This window comes from Neorhizobium sp. DAR64872/K0K18 (assembly GCF_050500175.1).
Taxonomy (GTDB): Bacteria; Pseudomonadota; Alphaproteobacteria; order Rhizobiales; family Rhizobiaceae; genus Neorhizobium; species Neorhizobium soli.
Map to the genome: position 1 here is coordinate 748,287 of NZ_CP191446.1, position 24,345 is coordinate 772,631.

At 61.4% G+C, this 24,345-nt stretch carries 25 protein-coding genes; 15 read left to right on the forward strand and 10 right to left on the reverse strand.

Annotated elements, in window-relative coordinates; genetic code table 11:
• Window positions 1-49: 49 nt before the first annotated feature.
• The 4 genes from ACQY1P_RS08935 to ACQY1P_RS08950 all read right to left on the reverse strand — a co-directional run bounded on the left by ACQY1P_RS08935 (window position 50) and on the right by ACQY1P_RS08950 (window position 3,546).
• Window positions 50-841: a sulfite exporter TauE/SafE family protein gene (locus ACQY1P_RS08935; protein WP_430256155.1), complete on the reverse strand. Its 792-nt coding sequence runs from the start codon at window positions 839-841 to the stop codon at window positions 50-52.
• Between the two features lie 76 nt (window positions 842-917).
• Window positions 918-1,358, reverse strand: a complete 441-nt coding sequence (locus ACQY1P_RS08940) for a bleomycin resistance protein (protein ID WP_062453634.1) — start codon at window positions 1,356-1,358, stop codon at window positions 918-920.
• Complete coding sequence (tldD, locus tag ACQY1P_RS08945; protein WP_430256157.1) at window positions 1,355-2,770, reverse strand: metalloprotease TldD; 1,416 nt, start codon at window positions 2,768-2,770, stop codon at window positions 1,355-1,357. Before tldD ends, ACQY1P_RS08940 begins: the two co-directional genes overlap by 4 nt.
• A 119-nt stretch (window positions 2,771-2,889) precedes the next feature.
• Window positions 2,890-3,546, reverse strand: coding sequence for an invasion associated locus B family protein (locus ACQY1P_RS08950; RefSeq protein WP_430256159.1), 657 nt, complete (start codon window positions 3,544-3,546; stop codon window positions 2,890-2,892).
• Window positions 3,547-3,872: 326 nt separating this feature from the next.
• On the opposite strand from ACQY1P_RS08950, the gene coxB reads away from it, so the two are divergent.
• The 11 genes from coxB to ACQY1P_RS09005 all read left to right on the forward strand — a co-directional run bounded on the left by coxB (window position 3,873) and on the right by ACQY1P_RS09005 (window position 13,176).
• Window positions 3,873-4,757 carry a cytochrome c oxidase subunit II gene (gene coxB / locus ACQY1P_RS08955; protein WP_184653952.1) on the forward strand — a complete coding sequence of 295 codons (885 nt, stop codon included), beginning with the start codon at window positions 3,873-3,875 and terminating at the stop codon, window positions 4,755-4,757.
• Between the two features lie 17 nt (window positions 4,758-4,774).
• Window positions 4,775-6,511, forward strand: coding sequence for a cytochrome c oxidase subunit I (ctaD, locus tag ACQY1P_RS08960; RefSeq protein WP_430250367.1), 1,737 nt, complete (start codon window positions 4,775-4,777; stop codon window positions 6,509-6,511).
• Between the two features lie 72 nt (window positions 6,512-6,583).
• Entirely contained in the window at window positions 6,584-7,540 is a 957-nt protein-coding gene (gene cyoE, locus ACQY1P_RS08965) for a heme o synthase (RefSeq protein WP_430256161.1), read from the forward strand.
• Window positions 7,537-7,677 (forward strand): hypothetical protein, encoded by a 141-nt coding sequence (locus ACQY1P_RS08970; RefSeq protein ID WP_062453628.1) that lies wholly within the window; start codon window positions 7,537-7,539, stop codon window positions 7,675-7,677. Before cyoE ends, ACQY1P_RS08970 begins: the two co-directional genes overlap by 4 nt.
• Window positions 7,678-7,702: 25 nt before the next feature.
• The gene (locus ACQY1P_RS08975) at window positions 7,703-8,347 is read left to right on the forward strand and encodes a cytochrome c oxidase assembly protein (RefSeq protein WP_430256163.1); all 645 of its coding nucleotides are present in this window, start codon (window positions 7,703-7,705) and stop codon (window positions 8,345-8,347) included.
• Window positions 8,348-8,408: 61 nt separating this feature from the next.
• Window positions 8,409-9,284, forward strand: coding sequence for a cytochrome c oxidase subunit 3 (locus tag ACQY1P_RS08980; RefSeq protein ID WP_092661475.1), 876 nt, complete (start codon window positions 8,409-8,411; stop codon window positions 9,282-9,284).
• Between the two features lie 114 nt (window positions 9,285-9,398).
• Window positions 9,399-10,166 carry an SURF1 family protein gene (locus tag ACQY1P_RS08985; RefSeq protein WP_430256165.1) on the forward strand — a complete coding sequence of 256 codons (768 nt, stop codon included), beginning with the start codon at window positions 9,399-9,401 and terminating at the stop codon, window positions 10,164-10,166.
• 72 nt (window positions 10,167-10,238) lie between these two features.
• Window positions 10,239-11,264 (forward strand): 4-hydroxy-3-methylbut-2-enyl diphosphate reductase, encoded by a 1,026-nt coding sequence (gene ispH / locus ACQY1P_RS08990; RefSeq protein ID WP_430256167.1) that lies wholly within the window; start codon window positions 10,239-10,241, stop codon window positions 11,262-11,264.
• 79 nt (window positions 11,265-11,343) lie between these two features.
• Entirely contained in the window at window positions 11,344-12,309 is a 966-nt protein-coding gene (locus ACQY1P_RS08995; RefSeq protein WP_430256169.1) for a homoserine kinase, read from the forward strand.
• Entirely contained in the window at window positions 12,303-12,746 is a 444-nt protein-coding gene (rnhA, locus tag ACQY1P_RS09000; RefSeq protein WP_244474026.1) for a ribonuclease HI, read from the forward strand. Before ACQY1P_RS08995 ends, rnhA begins: the two co-directional genes overlap by 7 nt.
• A gap of 121 nt (window positions 12,747-12,867) precedes the next feature.
• Window positions 12,868-13,176: a Dabb family protein gene (locus ACQY1P_RS09005; protein ID WP_209900067.1), complete on the forward strand. Its 309-nt coding sequence runs from the start codon at window positions 12,868-12,870 to the stop codon at window positions 13,174-13,176.
• 96 nt (window positions 13,177-13,272) lie between these two features.
• On the opposite strand, the gene ACQY1P_RS09010 is transcribed toward ACQY1P_RS09005, so the two are convergent.
• Window positions 13,273-13,758, reverse strand: coding sequence for a peroxiredoxin (locus ACQY1P_RS09010; protein ID WP_062453618.1), 486 nt, complete (start codon window positions 13,756-13,758; stop codon window positions 13,273-13,275).
• Between the two features lie 84 nt (window positions 13,759-13,842).
• On the reverse strand, window positions 13,843-14,685 hold the full coding sequence (locus ACQY1P_RS09015) for a protein-disulfide reductase DsbD domain-containing protein (RefSeq protein ID WP_430256171.1): 843 nt from the start codon (window positions 14,683-14,685) through the stop codon (window positions 13,843-13,845).
• A 279-nt stretch (window positions 14,686-14,964) separates the two neighbouring features.
• Between ACQY1P_RS09015 and ACQY1P_RS09020 the strand changes: the two genes are divergently transcribed.
• The 3 genes from ACQY1P_RS09020 to ACQY1P_RS09030 all read left to right on the forward strand — a co-directional run bounded on the left by ACQY1P_RS09020 (window position 14,965) and on the right by ACQY1P_RS09030 (window position 17,152).
• Entirely contained in the window at window positions 14,965-15,594 is a 630-nt protein-coding gene (locus tag ACQY1P_RS09020) for a YqgE/AlgH family protein (protein WP_430256683.1), read from the forward strand.
• A gap of 103 nt (window positions 15,595-15,697) precedes the next feature.
• Entirely contained in the window at window positions 15,698-15,889 is a 192-nt protein-coding gene (locus ACQY1P_RS09025; RefSeq protein ID WP_062453615.1) for a CsbD family protein, read from the forward strand.
• A gap of 111 nt (window positions 15,890-16,000) precedes the next feature.
• Entirely contained in the window at window positions 16,001-17,152 is a 1,152-nt protein-coding gene (locus tag ACQY1P_RS09030) for a zinc-binding metallopeptidase family protein (RefSeq protein ID WP_430256173.1), read from the forward strand.
• Window positions 17,153-17,287: 135 nt separating this feature from the next.
• Here the strand turns inward: ACQY1P_RS09030 and ACQY1P_RS09035 are convergent, their stop codons facing one another.
• The 4 genes from ACQY1P_RS09035 to thrC form a co-directional block, all read right to left on the reverse strand.
• Window positions 17,288-20,125 carry an EAL domain-containing protein gene (locus ACQY1P_RS09035; protein ID WP_430243914.1) on the reverse strand — a complete coding sequence of 946 codons (2,838 nt, stop codon included), beginning with the start codon at window positions 20,123-20,125 and terminating at the stop codon, window positions 17,288-17,290.
• 71 nt (window positions 20,126-20,196) lie between these two features.
• Entirely contained in the window at window positions 20,197-20,808 is a 612-nt protein-coding gene (locus ACQY1P_RS09040; RefSeq protein WP_062453614.1) for a GNAT family N-acetyltransferase, read from the reverse strand.
• Between the two features lie 36 nt (window positions 20,809-20,844).
• Complete coding sequence (locus tag ACQY1P_RS09045) at window positions 20,845-22,143, reverse strand: M16 family metallopeptidase (protein WP_430256175.1); 1,299 nt, start codon at window positions 22,141-22,143, stop codon at window positions 20,845-20,847.
• A 41-nt stretch (window positions 22,144-22,184) separates the two neighbouring features.
• Entirely contained in the window at window positions 22,185-23,579 is a 1,395-nt protein-coding gene (thrC, locus tag ACQY1P_RS09050) for a threonine synthase (RefSeq protein WP_062453612.1), read from the reverse strand.
• Between the two features lie 149 nt (window positions 23,580-23,728).
• Between thrC and ACQY1P_RS09055 the strand changes: the two genes are divergently transcribed.
• Entirely contained in the window at window positions 23,729-24,286 is a 558-nt protein-coding gene (locus tag ACQY1P_RS09055) for a hypothetical protein (protein WP_062453611.1), read from the forward strand.
• Window positions 24,287-24,345: the final 59 nt, after the last annotated feature.

The following is a 24,345-nucleotide window of genomic DNA, read 5'->3' on the forward strand; positions in this document are numbered from 1 at the left end:
CGAGATGCAACCTACCGTGTCAGCCGTTAAGCGTTGCTGAAGACCTGTTTTAGCGAATCATGCCGTCAAACAGCGGCAGGCCGATCAGGGCGGCGGATGCGATCAGGCAAAAGCAGATACGCCGGAACGTCGCCTCGCTCGCACGCCCGAACAGCCGTGAACCCGCGTAAAGCCCGATCCCGTAGCCCGGTCCTGCGATCAGCGCGATGAGCAGCACCTCGAACGTCAGGATGCCGCCGATCAGATAGGACACGGACGAGATGACGCTGGCGAGAGCAAAATAGAGGACGAGGTTTGCCCTGACGACATCAGGTGCCGTCGCGCCGCCAAGCCAGTAGGCAACGATCGGCGGTCCCGACATCTGCGCCGCACCGCCGAACAGGCCGGCAAGCGCCCCGACACCGATGGTCAGCGGCGCCTTAGGCCGTCCGTGGTAGCGCCAGCCCGAGATCAGGAACACGAGAAGGCACAACACGACGACCGAGATGATCCAGCGCAGGGTGACGGAGGGAAGCAGCGCCAGCGCCGCCGCACCGACGGGCACGCCGACGATGGCACCCATCATCATCGTGAACACCTCGCGCCGGTTTGCCCTTCGCCAGCCGTCCGGCACCATCCCGAGCGTCATCACGCCATCGATAACCAGCAGCAGCGCCGCCGCGAGTTTCGGACCGATCGCCGTGCCTGCCAGCGGCACGAAGATCAGGGCGCCGCCAAATCCCGAGAACCCGCGGGCAAGGCCGGCGATCATGGCGGCTGAGAACACGAAGGCGAGTTCACCCGGCGAATGGCCGGGAAGCCAGAGGCTGAACATGTCGGCAATGGGGGTGGAGGAGGGCATGGATCGGCTTGCACTGTTACAAAGCCGGCAACTGCAGGGATTTGGCCGAAAGTGTCAAGCCGTCACGCCGACGGGTTCAGAGCGGCAGGGGCCGCTCTCCCAGATGTTCGAACAGCCGCAGCAGATATCCATCAGGGTCGGCAACAATGAACTGCCGATTGCCGACCTCATGATCGCCGCGGCGATACCACTTGTCTTCCGGTTCGAGCTGAAGGGGCACGCCCGCTGCCTGCAGCCGCGTCAGGATCGCGCCCGAGGACGGAACCTCGATCTGCAGGTTCAAGCCGCGACCGAACGGATAGGCGGGGGACGCCCCGTCGGGCAGAGCAAAATCTCGGCCGATACCGATCTGGTCGATCATCAGTTGCGCCTGGCCAAGCGCCAGGAATGCAAACCCTTCGTCCGGACGGTCATAGACGATATCGAAACCGATCAGCTCGCAGTAGAAATCGCAGCTTTTGCGCCAATCGCTGACGGAGAGCTCGGGAACCAGCGCGTTGGACCGGTGCCGCGTCACGCCTTGGTGCCGCCCACCGTGACCTGGTCCATCCGCAGATGCGGCTGGCCGACGCCAACCGGAACCCACTGGCCGCCCTTGCCGCAATTACCGATGCCGGTGTCGAGCTTCAGGTCGTTGCCGACCATCGAGATGCGCTTCATCGCGTCCGGACCGTTTCCGATCAGCATCGCACCCTTGACCGGGGCGCCGATCTTGCCGTTCTCGATCATGTAGGCCTCGGTGCAGCCGAACACGAACTTGCCGGAGGTGATGTCGACCTGTCCGCCGCCGAAGGAGACGGCATAGATGCCCTTCTTGACCGATGCGATGATCTCTTGCGGGGACTTGTCGCCGCCCAGCATGAATGTGTTGGTCATGCGCGGCATGGGTATGTGCGCATAGCCCTGGCGGCGGCCGTTGCCGGTGGGTGCCACACCCATCAGCCGCGCATTCTGGCGGTCCTGCATGTAACCAACCAGCTTTCCGTCCTCGATCAGGACGTTATAGGCCGAAGGCGTGCCTTCGTCGTCGACGGTCAGCGATCCGCGGCGGTTGTCGATCGTGCCGTCGTCGACGACGGTGACGCCGGGGGCTGCCACCATCTCGCCCATCAGACCGGCAAAGGCCGATGTTTTCTTGCGGTTGAAATCGCCTTCCAGCCCGTGGCCGACAGCCTCGTGCAGCATCACGCCCGGCCAGCCATTGCCAAGCACCACATCCATCGTACCGGCCGGTGCGTCGATCGCCTCGAGATTGACCAGCGCCTGGCGCAGCGCCTCGTCGGCGCCTACCTGCCAGTTGCCGGTCGCGACGAAATCGCCAAACCCGATCCGGCCGCCGGTGCCGAACGAGCCCGATTCCTGACGATCGCCGTCACCCACGACGACGGAAATGTTGATGCGCGTCATCGGCCGGATGTCCTGCACCCGGTGCCCATCGGCTCGCAGGATGTCGACCACCTGCCAGCTGGCGGCAAGGCTTGCCGAAACCTGCCGTACCTTAGGATCCTTGGCGCGCAGATAGGCGTCGATCTCGGTCAGAAGCTTCGCCTTGGCCTCGAAGCTCGGAGAACCGATCGGGTTCTCGTCGCCATAGTACTTCTTGTTGGTGCGCTGGGGTGCGGCGGCATAGGAGCCGGAATGGTTGGCGGTGACGGCGCGAACCGCATCCGACGCACGCGAAAGCGCGGACGCCGAAAGCTCGCCCGCATGCGCGTAGCCCACAGCCTCGCCGGCAACGGCACGCAGGCCAAAACCCTGGTCGGTGTTGAACGATCCACCCTTCAGGCGACCGTTGTCGAAGGAAAGCAATTCCGCCTGGGCATGCTCGAGATAGAGCTCGCCATCGTCAGCGCCTGACAGCGCCTGGCTCAGGATAGAACGCAGCTTCGTCTCGTCGCAATCGAAGAGAGAGATCAGGTCGGTGTTCATTGTTCTATGCTCCGCTTGCGCACGTCAGTGCATTCGGGACCGAAGGGCACGATCTGTGCGCCCAAGTCGAGATATCTGGAGCCCGATGTAGTTCCGGCAATCCGCCGAAACAAGCGTCTTTACGGAAGCGCGTCGTAGCCGGGGCCGAAACCGTTGAGCTCGATCGGAATGCCGACGCGGTCCTGGTCAGCGGATTCGCGCAGCGCGAACACGGCGTTCTTGCCGGCGCGAAGGATGCGCATCAGCTCGTCGTCGATTTCCACTTCCACATAGCAGCCTTCCGAGAAGCAGCGGGTGAAATAGGCGCGGCCGATATTGTTGCTGTCGACATAGAGTTCCATGCCGTCCTTCAGAAGAACGCCAAGCGGGGCAAGAATGCGCAGGATGCGCGCCTTGCGGTCGGCGGTCTTGAGGACGACGACGGACAGGCCGACTTCCGGGCGATCTTCGGCGATCACGTTCTGCATCATCGCGCACTGCTCGACGGAGGCACCGGCCGGCTTGTCGCAGATGATCGACCAGGCGCCGTGGTTTTCCTTCACGTTGCCGGGCTGTGCCGGAGAACCGGGGGTAGGGCTCTGTGGCGCCTGCTGTGCATTCTGCCCGGTCTTCGGTGCGGCACCAGTCGATGGGGCAGGGGCCGATGGGGCAGGAGCCGGTGCCGATGGGGTATTGGGAGTCGGCCGAGGTCCCGGCTGCTGCGCGAGTGCGGGTAATGCGACGGCCCCCGCAAGCATCAAGGCAAGGCAGGCGCGAAGGCGGTAGGGACGACCCATGTAGACCTCTAAACGGACGAATCAGTGTGACTATTCTTGGCGGTCCTACGCCGAAATGAAAGGCCTCGCTCTCTTTTCAGCCGAGTACGGCGAAAATGGGACTTGAGGGGTTTGCGACTGTGCGGCGCCATCTGGTCAAGCAATGCCGCATGTTCCTGACGGCGCAGGCACTCCGCCGCATGCCGATAGGTTCAAAATGCCGCATGAGCAATGCCGCGCAGATATTGCGACGACCCGCAAACTGTGATTGAACCAAACCAGGCGCTTGAATTCCGCATGCCGTTCGATCGCGGGACTCGGGCGCATGGGAGAGAGGGTTTATCGTTATGTTGAGAGCTTACGCCGCAATGGCGTCGCTTATCTGTCTTTTCACGGCTTCGCTGGCCCATGCGGACCAGCCGAGGCCATGGCAGATGGATTTGCAGGCGCCCGCGTCACCGATCATGCACCAAATTCGCTGGTTCGAGCACTATACGCTCTGGTTCATCGTGCCGGTGACATTGCTCGTGCTGGTGCTGCTGATCATGGTTGCGGTCAAGTTCCGCGCCAGCCGCAATCCGGTTGCCTCGCGCACCAGCCACAACACGGTCATCGAGATCGTCTGGACCGTGGCGCCGGTGCTGATCCTGTTCTTCCTCGCCATCCCGTCCTTCAACCTTCTGAACGCACAGCTGGAAATTCCGGATGCGGACATGACGGTCAAGGCCACCGCTACCCAGTGGCAGTGGAACTACGAATATGAGGGTTCCGGCGAAACGCCCGTCGCCTTCGACAGCTACATGCTGAAGGATCCGGATCGCGCTGCCGCCGGCAAGACCGATATCGATCGCTATCCGCGGCTGCTCGCCGTCGACAACGAAATGATCATTCCGGTCGGCAAGACGGTACGCATGCTGGTGACGGCAGCGCCGTCCGACGTGATCCACGCCTTCGCCATGCCGGCCTTCGGCGTCAAGATCGATGCCGTTCCCGGCCGTCTCAACGAGACCTGGTTCAAGGCCGATCGCGAGGGGATGTATTACGGCCAGTGTTCCGAGCTTTGCGGCAAGGATCACGCCTATATGCCGATCGCCATCCACGTCGTCTCCGAGGAAAAGTACAACACCTGGCTTGCCCAGGCCGCCAGCGACCTTCCCGGTGCTTTTAAAGCACTGGTCGCCGATGCCGGCACGGCCAAGCCCGCCGACGGCCTTGCCGTCGCTGCGAAGTAATCAGGAGGCTGACGATAATGGCCGGACATACCACTCACACGGATCCGCATGGCGCTCACGCCCATGACGACCATGCTCATGATGCCCATGCTCGCGCGCCTCACGACGATGCGCATGCACATGGCGATCATCATTCCCACACACCGGGCTTTGCCGCCCGCTGGCTGTTTTCGACCAACCACAAGGATATCGGTACGCTCTATCTGATCTTCGCGATCATGGCGGGCGTCCTCGGCGGCCTTCTGTCGGTTGCGATGCGCATGGAGCTGCAGGAACCGGGCATCCAGATCTTCCACGGTCTGGCGTCGATGGTCTACGGTTTTGAGGGCGATGCCGCGATCGATGGCGGCAAGCACATGTACAATGTGTTCACCACCGCGCATGCGCTGATCATGATCTTCTTCATGGTCATGCCGGCAATGATCGGCGGTTTTGCCAACTGGATGGTGCCGATCATGATCGGCGCGCCTGACATGGCCTTCCCGCGTCTGAACAACATCTCCTTCTGGCTGATCATCCCGGCCTTCCTGCTGTTGATGCTGTCGATGTTCGTCGAAGGACCATCCGGTGCCTATGGCGCGGGCGGCGGTTGGACCATGTATCCGCCGCTGTCGACCTCGGGTCATCCGGGTCCGGCCGTCGATCTGGCGATCCTGGCACTCCACGTTGCAGGTGCCTCGTCGATCCTCGGCGCGATCAACTTCATCACCACCATTCTCAACATGCGCGCTCCGGGCATGACACTGCACAAGATGCCGCTGTTTGCCTGGGCGGTTCTGGTCACTGCCTTCCTGCTGCTTCTGTCGCTGCCGGTTCTTGCCGGTGCCATCACCATGGCGCTGACCGACCGCAATTTCGGAACCACGTTCTTCTCGCCTGAAGGCGGCGGCGATCCGATCCTTTACCAGCACCTGTTCTGGTTCTTCGGTCACCCGGAAGTCTACATCCTGATCCTGCCCGGCTTCGGCATCGTCAGCCACATCATCTCGACCTTCTCGAAAAAGCCGGTCTTCGGCTATCTCGGCATGGCCTATGCGATGGTGGCAATCGGCGCGGTCGGCTTCATCGTCTGGGCCCACCACATGTACACGGTCGGCCTGTCGCTTGATGCGCAGCGCTACTTCGTGTTCGCAACCATGGTGATCGCGGTGCCGACCGGCATCAAGATCTTCTCCTGGATCGCGACGATGTGGGGTGGCTCGATCACCTTCAAGGCACCGATGGTCTGGGCGATCGGCTTCATCTTCCTGTTCACCGTGGGCGGCGTCACCGGCGTCCAGCTCGCCAATGCCGGCCTCGACCGGTCGCTGCACGACACCTATTACGTGGTGGCTCACTTCCACTACGTCCTGTCGCTCGGCGCCGTATTTGCAATCTTTGCCGGCTGGTATTACTGGTTCCCGAAAATGTTCGGCTACATGTATAGCGAGAAGGTGGCACACCTGCATTTCTGGGTGATGTTCGTGGGCGTGAACCTGGTGTTCTTCCCGCAGCATTTCCTAGGCCTCGCCGGCATGCCGCGCCGCTATATCGATTATCCGGATGCCTTCGTGGGCTGGAACTACATCTCCTCGATCGGTTCCTACATCTCCTTCGCCGGTGTTCTGGTCTTCCTCTTCGGCGTCTGGGAAGCCTTCGCCAAGAAGCGTGTTGCCGGCGACAATCCATGGGGTGAAGGCGCAACGACGCTCGAGTGGCAGCTGTCTTCGCCGCCGCCTTACCACCAGTGGGAACAGCTGCCGCGCATCCGCTAAGGCAGCGTTCCGAACAAGGGACATCGCGTGTGAAGCGCGCTGTCCCCCGAAAATGCAAGGTTTTTAGGTCTCATGACAGTTATCGATGATCGCGACGCTCTCGGCAATGACGCAGGCCTGTTCCTGTCTGAAGCGGGCGCGCGCGATTTCTTCGAACTTCTGAAGCCGCGGGTCATGTCGCTCGTCGTCTTCACGGCGTTCGCAGGTCTCGTTCTGGCGCCCGGCACGCTCAACCCGGTTCTCGCTGCAATTTCGGTTCTCTGTATTGCCGTCGGCGCCGGCGCTTCCGGCGCGCTCAACATGTGGTACGACGCCGATATCGATGCCGTCATGACCCGCACCGCCAAGCGCCCCATTCCTGACGGTCGCGTGCGGCCAAGCGAAGCGCTTGCCTTCGGCCTCACGCTGTCGGTGTTTTCGGTGGCGATCCTCGGCCTTGCCGTCAACTGGCTGGCCGCCGGCCTGCTTGCCTTCACCATCTTCTTCTACGCCGTCGTCTATACGATGTGGCTGAAGCGCTCGACGCCGCAGAACATCGTCATCGGCGGTGCCTCCGGCGCCTTCCCGCCCATGATCGGCTGGGCCTGCGTCACCGGCGGCATTTCGCTCGACAGCGTCATCCTGGTCCTCATCATCTTCCTCTGGACGCCTGCCCACTTCTGGGCGCTGGCGCTCTACAAGATGCGCGATTACGGCTCGGTCGGCGTGCCGATGATGCCGAACGTCGCCGGCGAGCGTTCCACCAAAATCCAGATGTTCGCCTATGCGGTTCTGACGGCTGTTCTCGGCGTCGCACCCAGCTTCACCGGCCTTGCCAGCATCGGCTACGGCCTATTTGCCGGCGTGCTGGGGCTCATCTTCATTGCCTGTTCCATCTCTGTCCTGCGCATGCCTGAAGGCGACGAGCGGATGGTGCCGGCCCGCAAGATGTTCGGTTACTCGATCTTCTATCTCTTCATCATCTTTTCCGCGCTGCTTGCCGACCACGCGGCAGCCGGTGTGGCGACCCTGATCGGAAGCCTTCTATGATTGACACCGTCAAGCTCAACGACGCCCAGAAAAAGTCCCGCCGCAACAGAAATGTGGCGCTGGGACTGGTCCTCGCCGGACTGGTCGTCCTTTTCTACGTGATGACGCTGGTCAAAGTCGGCGGCGTCGGCAACTGACCCAGAACGCTTGAGGAGGAGGCACATGGGAGGAGAGGTTTACGGGAATGGTCAGGGCAATGCCCAGCGGCCGGGCCATGGTCAGGCAAAGCGGGTCAGCAATGCCGCGATCTTTGCCGGTTGCGCTGTGTTCGTCACCTGCATGGTGGGCGCCGCCTATGCGTCCGTTCCGCTCTACCGCCTCTTCTGTCAGGTCACCGGCTATAACGGCACCACCCAGCGCAGCGAGCAATATTCCGATACGATCCTCGAGAAGACCATCAAGGTCACGTTCGACGCCAATGTGTCGCCCGGCCTGAACTGGGATTTCAAGCCTTCGAAACCTGTGGAGCTTAAGATCGGCGAAACCGGGCAGGTGTCGTTTACCGCGAAGAACCGTTCGCCGGTGGCGACGACTGGAACCGCGGTCTTCAACGTCACCCCCATGGAGGCGGCGGTCTATTTCAACAAGGTCCAGTGCTTCTGCTTCACCGAGCAGACCCTGCAGCCGGGCCAGACGATCGATATGCCGGTCGTCTTCTTCGTCGATCCCGAGATCGTCAAGGCGAACGAGACGAAGAACATCAAGACCATTACCCTGTCCTACACCTTCTATCCGGGCAAGGAACCGCCGCCGAAGCCGGTTGCGGCCTTGCGGAATGAAGTGCAGGATAAGGGCAGTAAGCTTTAAAATGGCCCGCCGTTTTTGGCGGGTGGAACACTTGCGGTAAGCACCCTTGGGAGGGGCAGGCATGGCAGAAGCGCACCAGAAGAACCACGATTATCACATTATCGACCCCAGCCCTTGGCCGCTTCTTGCCTCGATCGGCGCCTTCGTCATGGCGTTCGGCGGCGTCGGATACATGCGCTACCTGAAGGGTTCGGAATTTCACATTTTCGGCATGAACCTGGCAACGCCATGGGTCTTCTATATCGGTCTGGCGATCGTCATCTATGTGATGATCGGTTGGTGGTCGGATACGATCAAGGAAGGCAATGCGGGCGCCCATACCCGCGTCGTCTCGCTGCATCTGCGCTATGGCATGATCATGTTCATCGCGTCGGAAGTGATGTTCTTCGTCGCCTGGTTCTGGGCCTTTTTCGATGCAAGCCTTTATGCCAACGAGGCAATCCAGGCGTCCAGAACACAGGTTCTCGGGGGACAATGGCCGCCAAAGGGTATCGAGGTTCTCGATCCATGGCATCTGCCGCTCTATAACACGATCATCCTGCTGCTGTCGGGCACCTGCGTCACCTGGGCTCACCACGCGCTGTTGCACAACGATCGCAAGGGCCTCGTCACCGGCCTGTCGCTGACAGTCGCACTCGGCGTACTGTTCTCGTTCGTGCAGGCCTACGAATATGCCCACGCCCCGTTCGAATTCGCCAATTCGATCTATGGCGCCACGTTCTTCATGGCCACCGGCTTCCACGGTTTCCACGTTCTGGTCGGCACCATCTTCCTGCTGGTCTGCCTCATCAGAGCCATGAACGGCGGCTTCACCTCGGAAAAACACTTCGGCTTCGAAGCAGCCGCCTGGTACTGGCACTTCGTCGACGTCGTCTGGCTCTTCCTGTTCTTCTCCATCTACATCTGGGGCGGCTGGGGCGCACCGCTGGCGCATTGATCGGGGTTTCCCCTCTCACACTCCTCACGGCCCTTTTCCCCAGAGGGAGAGGGCCGGTCGTAGACAGGTCGGGGAGCAAACGCCGAGGGCGTGCAGAAGGCCGGGTCTGAATACATGACACATCAAGTCGATATGGCGGGCGCTCGCAAGCGGCGTCCGGTCAAGACCATCGCCACGATCACCCTCATCCTCGCCTCGCTCGCCATCCTCCTTGCTCTCGGCACCTGGCAGATGGAACGCCTGCACTGGAAGGAAGGGCTGCTTGCGGATATCGCCGAGCGGCGCAGCGCAGTTCCCGTACCGCTTGGAGACATCGAACGGCTCGCGGCCAATGGCGGCGATATCGAATACCGCCGCGTCGCGCTTTCAGGCACGTTCGACCACACGAAAGAACGGCATTTCTTCGCCACGTTTCAGGGCCAGACCGGTTTTTACGTCTACACCCCGCTGATCCTTTCCGATGGTCGCGCCCTTCTCGTCAATCGCGGCTTCATTCCCTACGAGATGAAAGAGGTCTCGACGCGCACCGCCGGCGAAGTTGCGGGCGAGCAGCGGTTGACCGGCTATGCCCGCAGCCGACTGGCGCAAAAGCCATCTTCTATCGTGCCCGATAACGATATCGCCAAGAACATCTTCTTCTGGAAGGATCTCGACGTCATGGCGTCGTCATCAGGTCTCGATCCGGCCAAAACCCTGCCGTTCTTTGTCGATGTGGATGATCAGGTTCAAAATCCCGGCGGCTGGCCGAAGGGCGGTGTCACCCAGTTCGATCTCCCCAAGAGCCATCTCCAATATGCCTTCACCTGGTACGGGCTTGCAGCGGCACTGGTGGCGGTCGTGATCGGCGCATGGTGGCGCAGGCGCAGACCTGCGACGCCATAGCCGTCACTTTTTTCTTGGCGTCGCGAAGCGGGCTCGCCTATATGGGGGGCTGCAACGGCTTACGGAAGCGACATGAACATCCAGGTCACAAAACCGGCTCTCACGATCCGCCTCTGCGGTCCGCGCGGCTTTTGCGCCGGAGTCGATCGGGCAATCCAGATCGTCGTGCTGGCGCTGAAAGCCTATGGCGCGCCGGTCTATGTTCGCCATGAGATCGTCCACAATCGCTATGTCGTCGAAGGACTGGAAGCCAAGGGCGCCGTCTTCGTCGAGGAACTGGATGAGATCCCGGCGGAGCATCGCCAGCAGCCCGTCGTATTTTCCGCCCATGGCGTGCCGAAATCGGTGCCGGAGGATGCCCAGGCTCGCAGTCTTTTCTATCTCGATGCCACGTGCCCGCTCGTCTCCAAGGTGCACAAGCAGGCGATGCGCCACCAGCGGCTTGGCCGCCATGTTGTCCTGATCGGCCATGCCGGCCATCCGGAAGTGATCGGCACGATGGGCCAGTTGCCGGAAGGCACGGTCTCGCTCGTCGACACGATCGCCGATGCCGAAGCCTATGTTCCAGACGATCCCGACAATCTCGGTTACGTCACCCAGACGACGCTCTCCGTGGATGATACGGCCGGTGTCATCGCCAAGCTGCAGGAACGCTTCCCGAACCTGACGGCACCGGCAGCCGACAGTATCTGCTACGCCACCACAAACCGCCAGGAAGCGGTCAAGGAAGCAGCACCCGGCTGCGATCTCTTCATCGTGGTCGGCGCACCGAACTCGTCCAACTCCAAGCGTTTGGTCGAAGTCGCGCTCCGAGCCGGCGCCAGACGCTCGATCCTGGTGCAGCGCGCCTCCGAGCTGAACTGGGATGAGATCGGCCAGATCCAGACGCTCGGCCTCTCCGCCGGCGCCTCTGCGCCCGAAGTCATCGTCGACGAAATCATCGAAGCCTTCAAGCAGAGGTTCTCGGCCGAAATCGAGCTTGCGATCACCGCCGAAGAAACCGAAAACTTCCTCGTCAACCGCGAACTCCGCTCCGTCCCCCTCACCATCGAAGACATGGCCTGGGTCAACGGCGAGCGCCCTCTCTCCGCTGGATGAACCGCCTTCGCCCCTAGCGAAGCATCGGCCAAGCCGCTAGGAAGAGATCCAGCGCAACGATCATCAGCGGGACGAAATCTTGGCCGTCTATACCGATATCACCGAAATCGACCTGAACCGGTTCCTGGCCGAATATGATGTCGGGGAGCTCACGTCCTACAAGGGCATTGCCGAGGGCGTCGAGAACTCGAATTTCCTGCTCCACACCACACGTGAACCGCTGATCCTGACGCTGTATGAAAAACGCGTCGAGAAATCCGACCTGCCGTTCTTTCTGGGTCTGATGCAGCATCTGGCTGATCGCGGCCTGTCCTGCCCGCTGCCTTTGCCGCGCCGCGACGGGCAGTTGCTCGGCGAGCTCTCGACCCGGCCGGCCGCATTGATTTCGTTTCTTGAGGGTATGTGGCTGAGACGGCCGGAAGCCCGGCACTGCCGCGAGGTCGGCAAGGCGCTGGCGCAGATGCATCTGGCCGGCGAAGGCTTCGAGATCAAGCGCCCCAACGCACTTTCGCTCGATGGCTGGAAGGTGTTGTGGGAGAAATCCGCAGACCGCGCCGATGAAGTCGAGAAGGGGCTGCAGGACGAGATCACTTCCGAGCTCGAATTCCTTGGCCTCAACTGGCCGAAGGATCTTCCGGCGGGCGTCATCCATGCGGATCTGTTTCAGGACAACGTCTTCTTCCTCGGCGACGAACTGTCGGGCCTGATCGACTTCTACTTCGCCTGCAACGACCTGCTCGCCTACGACGTATCCATCTGCCTCAATGCCTGGTGCTTCGAAGCGGACGGCAGCTATAACGTTGAGAAGGGTATGGCGATGCTGGAAGGATATCGCAGCGTCCGGCCACTGTCTGATGCGGAGATCGCCGCATTGCCGGTGCTTGCCCGCGGCTCGGCCCTGCGCTTCTTCCTCACCCGGCTCTATGACTGGCTGACGACGCCCGAGGGCGCGCTGGTGGTCAAGAAGGATCCGCTCGAATACCTCCGCAAGCTGCGGTTCCACCGCGGCATTTCCTCTGCTGCAGATTATGGACTGACATCATGAAACAGGTCGACATTTTCACCGACGGCGCCTGTTCCGGCAATCCCGGCCCGGGCGGCTGGGGCGCTATCCTGCGTTACGGCGAAACCACCAAGGAACTGTCCGGCGGCGAGGCCGAAACGACCAACAACCGCATGGAACTCATGGCGGCCATCAGCGCCCTCAACGCGCTCAAGGACACGTGCGAGGTCGATCTTCACACCGACAGCAAATACGTGATGGACGGCATTTCCAAGTGGATCTTCGGCTGGAAGAAAAACGGCTGGAAGACGGCCGACAAGAAGCCGGTGAAGAACGGTGAACTGTGGCAGCAGCTCGATGTCGCCAACCAGCGCCACAAGGTCAAGTGGCACTGGGTCAAGGGCCATGCAGGCCATCCGGAAAACGAACGCGCCGACGAACTGGCCCGCACCGGCATGGCGCCTTTCAAGAGAAAGTAGCGGTTGCTCTTGAGGGTGGTTTACAGCAAAGGTGCGAAGCGGTTTCCCGTCGGGCATAGCGTTGAAGCAGGCTCCACGACGATTTCGCGCCATACAGAACAGCCATAGGGTGGACCCACCGATGATCCTTCATTGCGTCTTCATGCGCTTCAAGACTGCATTGCAGCCGGCAGAGAAGCTGGAAATCTACGACGCCGTTCACGGCCTCAAAACGCTCATTCCCGGCATTGTCGATGTGAAGTCCGGCCCGAACGCCTCATCGGAAGGCCTGAACGGCGGCTTCCTCGACGGCTTCATCGTCACCTTCGACACGCTGGAAAGCCGTGACGCCTATCTCGTCCATCCCGACCATATTACCGTCGCCGAACGAATTGTCGCCGCATCCGATGGCGGCGTGTCGGGCCTGATGGTTTTCGATATGGCAGTGTAATGGTTCGAGGCGGGCTCTAGCCCCTCGCAGCGTCTCATTCGCAATGGGAATGAGGGGCATGAGCCCCTCAAACGATCTCGTGGAATACTAATTGACTTAGAGGCGTTCCAGCATCGCGTCGGCACCCGAGACGGTGGCCTGGCCAGGGCTTTCCTCGATGTCGAGTGACTTCACCACACCGTCCTCGACCAGCATCGCGTAGCGCTTGGAGCGCACGCCAAGCCCGCCGGCGGAAAGATCGGCATCAAGGCCCATCGCCTTGGTAAAGGCACCGTCCCAGTCGGCCAGAAAATGGATCTTGTCCATGCCGCCGGTCTGCTGCGCCCAGGCGCCCATTACATGCCAGTCGTTGACGGCAACGACGGCGATGTCGTCGACACCCTTGGCAAGCAGCGCGTCGCGATTGTCGAGATAGCCGGGCAGGTGGTTCAGTGTGCAGGTGGGCGTGAAGGCGCCGGGTACCGCAAACAGCACGACTTTCTTGCCGGCAAACAGCGCGTCCGTCGAGATCTCGACCGGGCCGTCAGCAGTCTTTTCCTTGAAGGTGGCACTGGGTAGTTTTTCACCGATAGCGATGGTCATGGGATCTCCTGTTGGCTTGAAGTTTGCCGTTCGGCGGAACTATAGGTCGCGGTCGGCAAGAGGCAAGCGAAGACGGGAGGAGGTTCAGTCGAAAACGATGGACGTCTCCATGGACCGACTGCCGCTGGTCGCCAGAATGCCCCACCGTTTGCCGCTGATGTCGTAATTGTCAGGCAATTTTCCCACCGGCATATCCAGCGTATAGGCATGACCCTGCCGCTTCGCATCGACGCTTTCAAATAGCACATGCCCCTCGGGACCGGTCACCACCACCTGCGGCGGCGCGGTCGCACTGTCCGGCAGCCGCAGCGTCAGCCGTAGAACCTTCCCGCCCTTCACCATCGCATAATCAGTCACGGCAAAATCGTTGGCCGGAGGCGAGGGGAGTGCGGCTCTGGCGGCGTTGAGGATCATTGCCTCTTCCACCGGCGTGCCCCGGACCGCTTTCATCGGCAGAGAGAATTCGGCCTGGAAGGGTATGCAGATATTGCGGCAAATGCCGATAAACGCGGAAACGTCGATGCTTGCCGCCCCCAACGGCAAGACCTGTGAGGCTTGCCCCGCTTTGGTCGGCTTGTCGACCTTCAGCGCAAACGGAAATGCCACGGCGCGATCATAGCCGATGTCGGTCACGTCACCGTTGGTGATCAGCTTTGGAACCGGATAGGACATCGTCTGGGAGGTGATCCCGCTTTCGCGCGAAAATGTCAGTTGCGGCGGAATGCCCGCTTCACCCGGCTCTTTCCAATAGGTGATCCAGCCATCCTTCGGCTCGATCTGCAGAGCCCCGCGCACGGTTCCATCGGGCTCTGGAGGCATGGTGACGATCCGCATGCGGCCGCCCTCGTTGGTGGCCCAGGGCGTCATTTCCGCCAGAGCATCGGCCGCCGCCGTCTGCAATCCAAGGCAGATGGCAGCACCAAGCAACAGGTTTGCGGTTGTGGTTCGAATTGGGGTCAGGCTCCTCATCGCTCAGGGATTAACCGTTAAATGTTGAACGAACCAGCAGCGCTTTCGAAAAACAGGATCATTTTCCGTTGATCGCCGCGGTTCGTGCCCCATGTTTCAGGAACGCTGCTGTGAAGCAGCAGCCACGGCACGCTCTCACAACAGGCGAGCCCGGCCTTCAAAGACAGTCAGTACAGACATTTCAAACGGCCGCAGTTTTGCTAGAATAGGTTTCAAAGCGCTGCAGGTGGAGGCATGATGGCTTTTTCGCTTCTCTCGGGTGCTCAGGACGACGGCGGCAAGGGCGGTCGCGAACGCGGCTTTCTTGACGGACAGTTCCTGATTGCGATGCCGAGCATGCAGGATACCAATTTCTCCCGCACGGTCATCTATGTCTGCGCCCATTCTCCGGCCGGCGCCATGGGGTTTATCATCAACCGCGCCCAGGAAATTTCCTTCACGGAAGTATTGCGGCACCTGAAACTGCTGGACGAGCACGAGATCATCGCTCTCCCGCACGAATGCCTTGAGTTCCCGATCCTGTCTGGAGGTCCGGTGGAAACCGGTCGCGGCTTCGTGCTGCATTCCGACGACTTCTCGAGCGAGTCCTCCATTCCCGTCAGCGACGATATCTCGCTCACCGCCACGCTCGATATCATCCGCGCCATCTGTGACGGCAGGGGGCCATCACGCGCTACCATGCTGCTCGGTTACGCAGGCTGGGGTGCAGGACAGTTGGAGCGGGAGATTTCCAGCAACGGCTGGCTGAACTGCCCGGCCAGCGAAGATCTGATCTTCGGTACGACGCTGGAAGACAAGTACGAGCGCGCGCTCGCCTCGATGGGCGTGACGCCCGCAATGCTGTCCTCCGACGCCGGCCACGCCTGAATTTCTGAAATTCTTGAGCGATGCCGGAACGAACTGCCAAGGCTCGGAGTTCTCCTATTGCAAGACATCGAAAACGATGCCGCTAAGCTCAAGGAGAAACACTATGGGTAGCACCAGCGATAAAATTTCCGGAATGGGCAATGAAGTCTCCGGTAAGGTCAAGCAGGCTGTCGGCGACATGACCGACAACCACGAGCTGGAAGCCAAGGGCGCTGCCCAGGAAGCCAAGGGCGAAGCCCAGCAGGCCAAGGGCAAGATCAAGGAAGCCGGCAAGGACATCGTTGATCGCGCCTAAGCGATCCGAATCCGCCAAATCCAGAAACCTGTTCCGGTCCTACCGGGGCAGGTTTTTTATCATCCAGAATTCAGTTCACCCCAACTTCCACTTCGTCTAGCGGATCTGTCCATGCGCCTCTTCGACTGCGATCACTGCGGCCAACCGGTTTATTTCGACAATCGCAACTGCGTCCACTGCGGTTACAAACTGGCTTTCGTTCCGGAAAAGCTCGCCATCATGGCTCTGGAGCAGGACGAGATGGTTGCGGGTCCCGACGCCCCCGTGGCGGATCCGACCTGGCACCTGTTCGGTGACCTCGACAGCAAGGTGAGGCTCTGTGCCAACAGCAGCCTGGATATCTGCAACTGGACGGTCGTTGCCGAGGACCCGAACCCGTTTTGCCCGGCTTGCCGGCACAACCGCCTGGTGCCTGACGCCTCGACCGAGGAGGGGCTGGACCAGTGGCGCCGCATCAGCCAGGCGCAGCGCCATCTGTTCTACTCGCTGATGAAATGGAACCTGCCGCGCACCAACCGCGAAGAAGATCCGCAGGGCGGCCTCGTCTTCGATTTCCTGATCGACGAGATCCAGCCGGATGGAACGGTGAAGCCCGCCATGACCGGCCACGAAGACGGCCTGATCGCCATCCGCGCTGCCGAAGCCGACGACGCGACGCGCGAGCAGATCCGCATATCCATGAACGAGCCCTATCGCACGATGCTGGGCCATTTCCGCCACGAGACCGGCCACTACATTTGGGACAAGCTGATCCGCGATGGCGGCAAGACGGATGCGTTCCGTGCCGTGTTCGGCGATGAGACGATGGATTATGCCGACGCGCTGCGCCGCAACTACGAAGAAGGCCCGCCGGTTGGCTGGCAGCAGTCCTATATCAGCACCTATGCGAGCTCGCATCCGTGGGAGGATTTCGCCGAAACCTTCGCCCACTACATCCATATCGTCGATACGCTGGAAATGGCACGCGCCTACGGCCTGTCGATCGATCCGAGACGTCACGGCGAACTTGCGGCGGAAGTGGCGTTCCAGCCCTATGAGGCAGCGAGCGCAGAGCAGCTCGTGCGGGCCTGGATCCCGTTCAGCATGGCGCTGAACAGCATCCATAGGGCCATGGGTGTGCCGGATCTCTATCCGTTCATCCTCGCCCCGGCGGTCACCACCAAGCTGCAGTTCATCCACGACATGATCCAGGAAAACCGCCGTCAGCATCCGGGCGCGACTTGGGAAGCCATGAGCGGCGCTGCGATGGCAACGGCTGTATGATCAGGCTCTATGCACGCGGACGGGCCTGACATCAGGCCTGTCAGGCTGCTCGAAACACAGGTGAGGCTTGGTTGACGAGAGCGATAGCCGGTCTCCCTCATCCCCGCCACAAGGGCAGGATGAGAAAGTCGGAACTCAAGCCCGTTTCGTCAGCGGAAACCGTTCTTTCAGGAGTCGGCCAATCGCATCCGTCGTCGCCGGCGGGCCGAACAGGTAGCTCTGTCCGAAATGGCAGCCCATCTTGGCAAGCTCTGCCGCGTCTTCGTCGGTCTGGATGCCCTCAGCCACCACGTCCATCTCGAGCGCCCGCGCCATGGCGATGACCGAGCGCAGAAGCACAGCACGCTTGTCGGTTGCATCGCGCACCAACGACTGGTCGAGCTTGATAGTGTCGAACGGGAACTGCGTGAGATAGCCGAGCGAAGAGTAGCCGGTACCGAAGTCGTCGAGCGCGAGGCTGAGGCCGGTCTCTTTGAGCTTGGCCAGAACAAGACGCGCCTGCTCCGGGTTCTCCATCATCAGCGACTCCGTCAGCTCCAGCTTGAGCTGGCCCGGTGCCACCTGCGTCCTCTGCAGCAATGCCCGGACGTCATTGTAGAGATCGGCGTTCAGGAGCTGCGCACTCGAGACGTTGACGGATACGAAGATCGGCAGCGAACCGGTTTGTGCCTGCCAGGACGTGAGGTCTGAGGCCGCCCGTTCCATCGCAAAGAGGCCGAGAGGGCCGATCAGGTCCGACATTTCGGCGATCGGAATGAATTCGGAGGGCGGAATGCTGCCGCGTTTGGGATGTTCCCAACGCATCAGCGCTTCGAAGCCGGCGATCTCGCCATCCACAAGCCTGATGATCGGCTGATAGGCGAGTGTCAGTTCGCGTCGCTCGATGGCGCGGCGAAGGTCAGTTTCGATCTGCAGACGATCTGTACCGGTCGAGCGGAATGCCGGACGGAACGGTTCGACGCGATTGCCGCCGGCGCGCTTGGCCCGGTACATCGCCAGTTCCGCATCGGCGAGAAGTCCCGGGGCGCTTTCCTGCTGATCTACCCAGGAGGCTAGGCCGATCGAGGCGGTGAGCACGATCTCGCGGTTGGCAAAGTTGATCGGCACCATGATTGCCTTGGACACCGCATCGGCGAAATCCGCGACCTTGCCCGGGTCCCGCTCGGACACAAGGATGAGGCCGAACTGGTCGCCGGCAAGCCGTGCCAGCGTATCCTGTGGCTTCAAGAGACGACGCAGGCGCCGCGTCAGCGCGATCAGAATGTTGTCGCCTGCGGCAATTCCAAGCGAGTCGTTGACCTGCTTGTAGCGGTCGATATCGATCGCCATGACGGTTGGGCGCAGATGCCCGTCGCTGGGTGCCAGCGTCAGTACCGATTGCAGCCGGTCGAGGAACACCTGGCGGTTCGGCAACCCGGTCAGGTTGTCATGCATCGCGTCCTGCAGCAGACGCTCGATCGAGTTCTTCTGCTCGGTCACGTCGATGACGGTGCCGACGCAGCGGATGATTTCGCCGTTTGAGCCGAGCACCGGCCGTGCGCGGATCTGCAGCCAGTGGAAATGCCCGTCTTCCGCGCGAATCCGGAATTCGTGGTTCAACCGGCCGCGGCGATGTTCCAGAAGCACGTCAAGCGTGGCGCGGAACCGGTCGCGGTCATCGGGGTGAAGCCGCGGCAGCCAGTTGCGCACCGGCCCGTGCATGGAGCCTTGCTCGAGGCCGAGCCGCGTCGAAATGTCGGGCGTGGTCACCACGCGGTCGCGCGCCACATCCCAGTCCCACACGGTATCTCCAGATCCAGTCAGCGCCAGCGACTGCCGTTCCAGATCGGAAAACAGTCCCTGCTGATAGGCGCCGCCGGCAAAGGCATGCTGCATCACGGTAAAGCCGATCAGAAGCACGATCAGAACCAGTCCGCCGCCAAGCGCCGGCTGCACGATGTCGTTGTCGAGCTGGCCGGTGACAGTCAGCCATCCCCCGAACAGCCAGACCAGCAGCAGCGCCCAGGTCGGAACCAGAAGAATGGCGCGGTCATAGCGGTTGAAGCCGAGATAGACGATCAGGAGGATGCCGACAGTACCCGTCAACGCAAACGAAAGCCGCGCGATACCGGATGCGACAGACGGATCGTAGATCGCCACACCGCCGAGGAGCACGAGGCCGGCCACCCAGGCAAGCGTCGCATAACCCAGGTGCACGTGCCAGCGGTTGAGGTTGAGATAGGTGAACAGAAAGATGACGAGCGACGAGGCAAGCGCCACTTCGGCTGCGGCACGCCATATTCGCTCGTCGGACGATGTCACGCTGATGAGCTTGTCGAGAAACCCGAAGTCGACGCAGATATAGGCAAGCACCGCCCAGGCAAGGGCTGCCGCCGCCGGCAGCATGGAGGTTCCCTTGACCACGAACAGGATGGTCAGGAACACCGCAAGCAGACCGGCAATGCCGAGCACAATGCCCTTGTAGAGCGTGAACGAGTTGACCGAATCCTTGTAGGCATCCGGTTGCCAGAGATAGATCTGCGGCAGCGCCGGCGTCGAAAGCTCGGCGACGAAGGTGATCGTGGCGCCCGGATTGAGCGTGATGCGGAACACGTCGGCATCGGGGCTGGCGATACGGTCGAGCGCAAACCCTTCCGATGGCGTAATCGAGATGATGCGCTGCGAGCCGAGATCCGGCCAGAAAACCTTGGAATTGACGAGCCGAAAATGCGGCGCGACGATTACCCGCTCCAGCTGCTCCTCGGAAACGTTGGAGAGCGCAAACACAGCCCAGTCGCCTTGGTGCGACGGCGAGGAGGCGCGCACCTCGATGCGGCGACGGATACCGTCGGCAGCAGCGGCCGTGGAAACCTGAAAGGCCTCGCCCTGGTTGGCGTAGATGTCGGTCGTGCGGGTCAGGTCGAGCGCGGTGTCGTCGCGCGAGATTTTCACCGGCTCGGCCGCCTGTGCAAACGTCGCCGCCGCAAAAAACATCAGGACAGCGGAAACGATTCCAAGAACCGACGGCAGGCGCGGCATGGCCGAGAAACTCATGTGACGCAGCATCATGTGTTCAGCATTTTCGCAAATTCACCATCTTCTGGCAGTCGGGAGAAAATCACGTGGTCGCGCCACTCGCCATTGATCTTGAGATATTTCCGCAAAAGACCTTCCCGCTCGAATCCGGCCTTTTCGAGAAGCCGGATGCTTTTCCAATTGTCCGGAATACAGGCTGCCTCGATCCGGTGCAACTGAAGTCCGCCGTAGATGTAGGGGATAGCCATCTCCAATGCGGCCAACATATGGCCTTGGCCCGAATGTTTCTCGCCCATCCAGTAGCCGACCATGCAGCTCTGCGACGCGCCGCGGCGGATATGGCCGATCGTCAGGCCCCCCAAAAGCTCCATCGTGTCGCGGCGGAAAAGCAGCATCGGCATGGCGACGCCTGACGCATGTTCCTGGGTGGCGCGCACCACGCGAGCGCGAAACGCCGATTCCGTCAGCTCGTCAGGGCGCCAGGTCGGCTCCCACGGCTGCAGGAACGCCCGGCTTTGCGACCGCAGCGTCATCCAGGCCTTGTAGTCGGCATAGAGTGGCAGGCGCATGATGTGGCGCTCGCCTGAGATCTCCGGTGTGTCCGGATGTCGCGATAGGAACCGAAACACGGACTTGGCCATGGTGCTTGTGTGCTCCGGGCAGGGCAGGCGGCTTGATCAGCCGGCCGCCTTTTTGGTTGTCACGCCTGGTGAGGAAAGCGACGCCGCGATCTCTTCCATCGACGGCAGTTGTGCGATCGGCCCAACCGCCGAAAGCGTAGGCACCGTGTCGAAGAACAGACGTCCGGCAAGATCGGTCAGCCGCTGGGTGGTGATCCCCTCCAGGCGTTCCATCATCTCGTCATTGGGGATCGGCTTGCCGTAAAGCATCATCTGGCGGGCGATCTGGCCGGCGCGGGCGGCAGGGCTTTCCTGTCCCATCAGAAGCTGGGCACGGATCTGCGCACGTGCCCGGTCGATTTCCGCCTGATGGATCTGCTCGGATGCCTTGCGCAGCTCTTCGACGACGACAGGCACGAGGTTCGGCAACTCGTCGCCGTTGGTCGCCGCATGGACGCCGAAAATGCCCGTATCGGAAAAGCCCCAATGGAATGCATAAACCGAATAGCAAAGGCCCCGACGCTCGCGCACTTCCTGGAACAGCCGCGAGGACATGCCGCCGCCGAGGATGTTGGCGAGAATCTGCGAGCAGTAGAAGTCCCGCTGGTGATAGGCCTTGCCCTCGAAGCCGATCAGCAGCTGGGCATCCATCAGGTCGCGGTCTTCGCGGGTGTCGCCGCCGATATAATGGGCGGGCTCGAGGACGGGCGTCGCACTCGGCATGGTCGGCAGGCTTGCGAACCGCTCCTCGACCTGCTTGCAAAACACCTGGTGATCTACAGCGCCGGCCGCGACGATGAACATCCGGTCGGTCGTATAATTGCGCGAAAGATAGCCGCGGATCTGCGGCGGCGTGAACCCTTTTACCGTCTCCGGCGTGCCGAGAATCGCGCGGCCGATCGTCTGGCCGCGATAGGCGACTTCGGAGAAGCGGTCGAACACCACGTCGTCGGGCGTGTCGTTGGCCGCGCCGATTTCCTGCAGGATGACGTGCTTTTCGCGGCGCAGCTCTTCCTCGTCGAATTCCGATTCCGTCAGGATATCGGCAAGGATATCGACCGCGAGCGGCACGTGGTCCTTGAGCACCCTTGCGTAATAGGATGTGGTTTCGGTCGAGGTCGCGGCATTGAGTTCGCCGCCGACATCCTCGATCTGCTCGGCGATATCGCGGGCACTGCGCCTCGCTGTGCCCTTGAACGCCATGTGCTCGAGAAGATGCGCGATGCCGTGCTCGTTCTCGGTCTCGTTGCGGGCTCCGGACTTGATCCACACACCGAGCGCGACGCTCTCCAGGTGTGGCATGGTCTCGGTCACGACTGTGAGCCCGGAGGGGAGCCGGGTGATTTCAACATTCATATTCACGTCTTCGCGTCTTTCCGGCACTGCCGATAACTGGCTCAGTTTGCCCGTGCGTGGTCGCCGATGAATGTTTCAACGGCCTTCAGCTCGGCGTCCAGCGTATCGAAGCGCTCCTCCCTGTGCATCAGATCAGCGAGCCATGATGGAAGTGCCGGATCAATTCCGCAAGCGGATTTTACCGCCGCCGGGAATTTGGCGGGGTGCGCCGTGGCCAATGTCACCATCGGGCTGCCGGGTCGAGCGTTCTTCTGAGCCACGAAAACACCGGTTGCCGTATGCGGGTCGAGCAGGTATCCGGTGGCTTCCAGCGTCTCGCGGATTGTCTCGGCAACCTGCTCCTGCGTGGCGCGGCCGGCGCGGAATTCGCGCTTGATCGCCTTCAGCGCTTCCGGCTTGATTTCGAACGCACCCGATTGCTTCAGGCTCGCCATGGATGAGCGCACGGCGCTCGGATCGCGGCCATAGGCTTCAAACAGAAGCCGCTCGAAATTCGACGAGATCTGGATATCCATCGACGGCGACGTGGTCGCCATCACCCCCTGCATCTCGTAGCGACCGGTCTTCAGCGTGCGGGCAAGAATGTCGTTGTCATTGGTGGCGATCACCAGCCGGTCGATCGGCAGGCCCATTTTCTTGGCCACGTAGCCCGCAAAAATATCGCCGAAATTGCCTGTTGGCACCGTGAACGATACCTTGCGATCCGGTCCACCGAGCGAAACAGCGGCGGTGAAATAATACACGACCTGCGCCATGATGCGGGCCCAGTTGATCGAGTTGACGCCCGAAAGCTTCACCCGGTCGCGGAAGGCGACATCGTTGAACATCTCTTTCACGATGTTCTGGCAGTCGTCGAAATTGCCCTTGAGCGCCACCGCATGCACGTTGGATGCGGTCGACGAGGTCATCTGGCGCTGCTGCACCGGCGACACCTTGCCTTCGGGAAAGAGGATGAAGATATCGGTCCGATCGCGCCCGGCAAAGGCATCGATCGCCGCACCGCCCGTATCGCCCGATGTCGCGCCGACGATCGTCGCGCGCTCGCCGCGCTCGGCCAGAACATGATCCATCAGCCGCGCCAGCAGCTGCATCGCCACATCCTTGAAGGCAAGCGTCGTGCCGTGGAAAAGCTCGAGAACGAAATCGTTCGGGCCGGTCTGCACGAGCGGTACGACCGCCGGATGACGGAAGGTCGCATAGGCCTCGTTGATCATGGTCTTCAGCTTGTCGTCCGGAATTTCCCCGTCGACAAAATGCTTGAGGATCTCGAAAGCCACTTCCGCATAGGACTTTCCGCGCAGATTGCGGATGTCCCGCTTGGACAGCTGCGGCCAGTGGCGCGGCAGGTAAAGACCACCGTCGCGGGCAAGGCCGGCCAGCAGTGCATCACGAAAGCCGAGAGCGGGCGCTTCGCCCCGGGTAGAAATGTAGTCCACGACCGATAATCCCCAATCGATTTTTATTCGCGCCGCTGGTATAGACGATTGAAATCTGCGGTGAAAGACTGGAAAACGGCGCTGCGTTACGCCATGAGCATGTTTGGCGCGGCAAGCCGGTCAAAAGGGATGGAACAAGGTTGAGTATTGTGTTTGGCAAGATTTCCCATGGTCTCGTAACGGTATCCCTCCTGACGGCGCTCGCCGGCTGCAACTCGTCCTCTCCGGCGGGTGGCCTTGCGCCGACGGCACAGGCTGAAACCCCGGCGGTGGTGCAGGCCTATTGCCCGCAGGTCGTTCTGCGCGAACAGACGGCGATACGCCAGGAATACGCACGCGGCGGTCAGGATGATCCGCAGAAGCTCGTCTACCAGGCATCGCTTGCCGACGCGACGCGTCAGTGCACGGCAAACGAAACGACGATGACCATCAATGTCGTCGTCCAGGGCCGCCTCGTCGACGGACCTGTCGGTGCGCCGGGCCGCGTGACCCTGCCAATCCTGGTCGAGGTCGTCGATGGCGACAACACGATCTACTCGCAAAAGGTCGCCTATCCGGTCGATCTTCCGGCCGGCGGCACGCAGTTCATCTTCCAGAAGGCGGATGTGCAGATCCCGAACGCGCAGGGCGGCGCATCGCGCTTCACCCGCGTCCGCGTCGGTTTCGACAATGGCGCACCCGGCAAGAAGCCCGCACGCCGCAGCTAAGCCTGCGGCCACTCCGGTCGGGCGCTGACGGCGCCCGTTTAATCTTCGGTTAACCATAA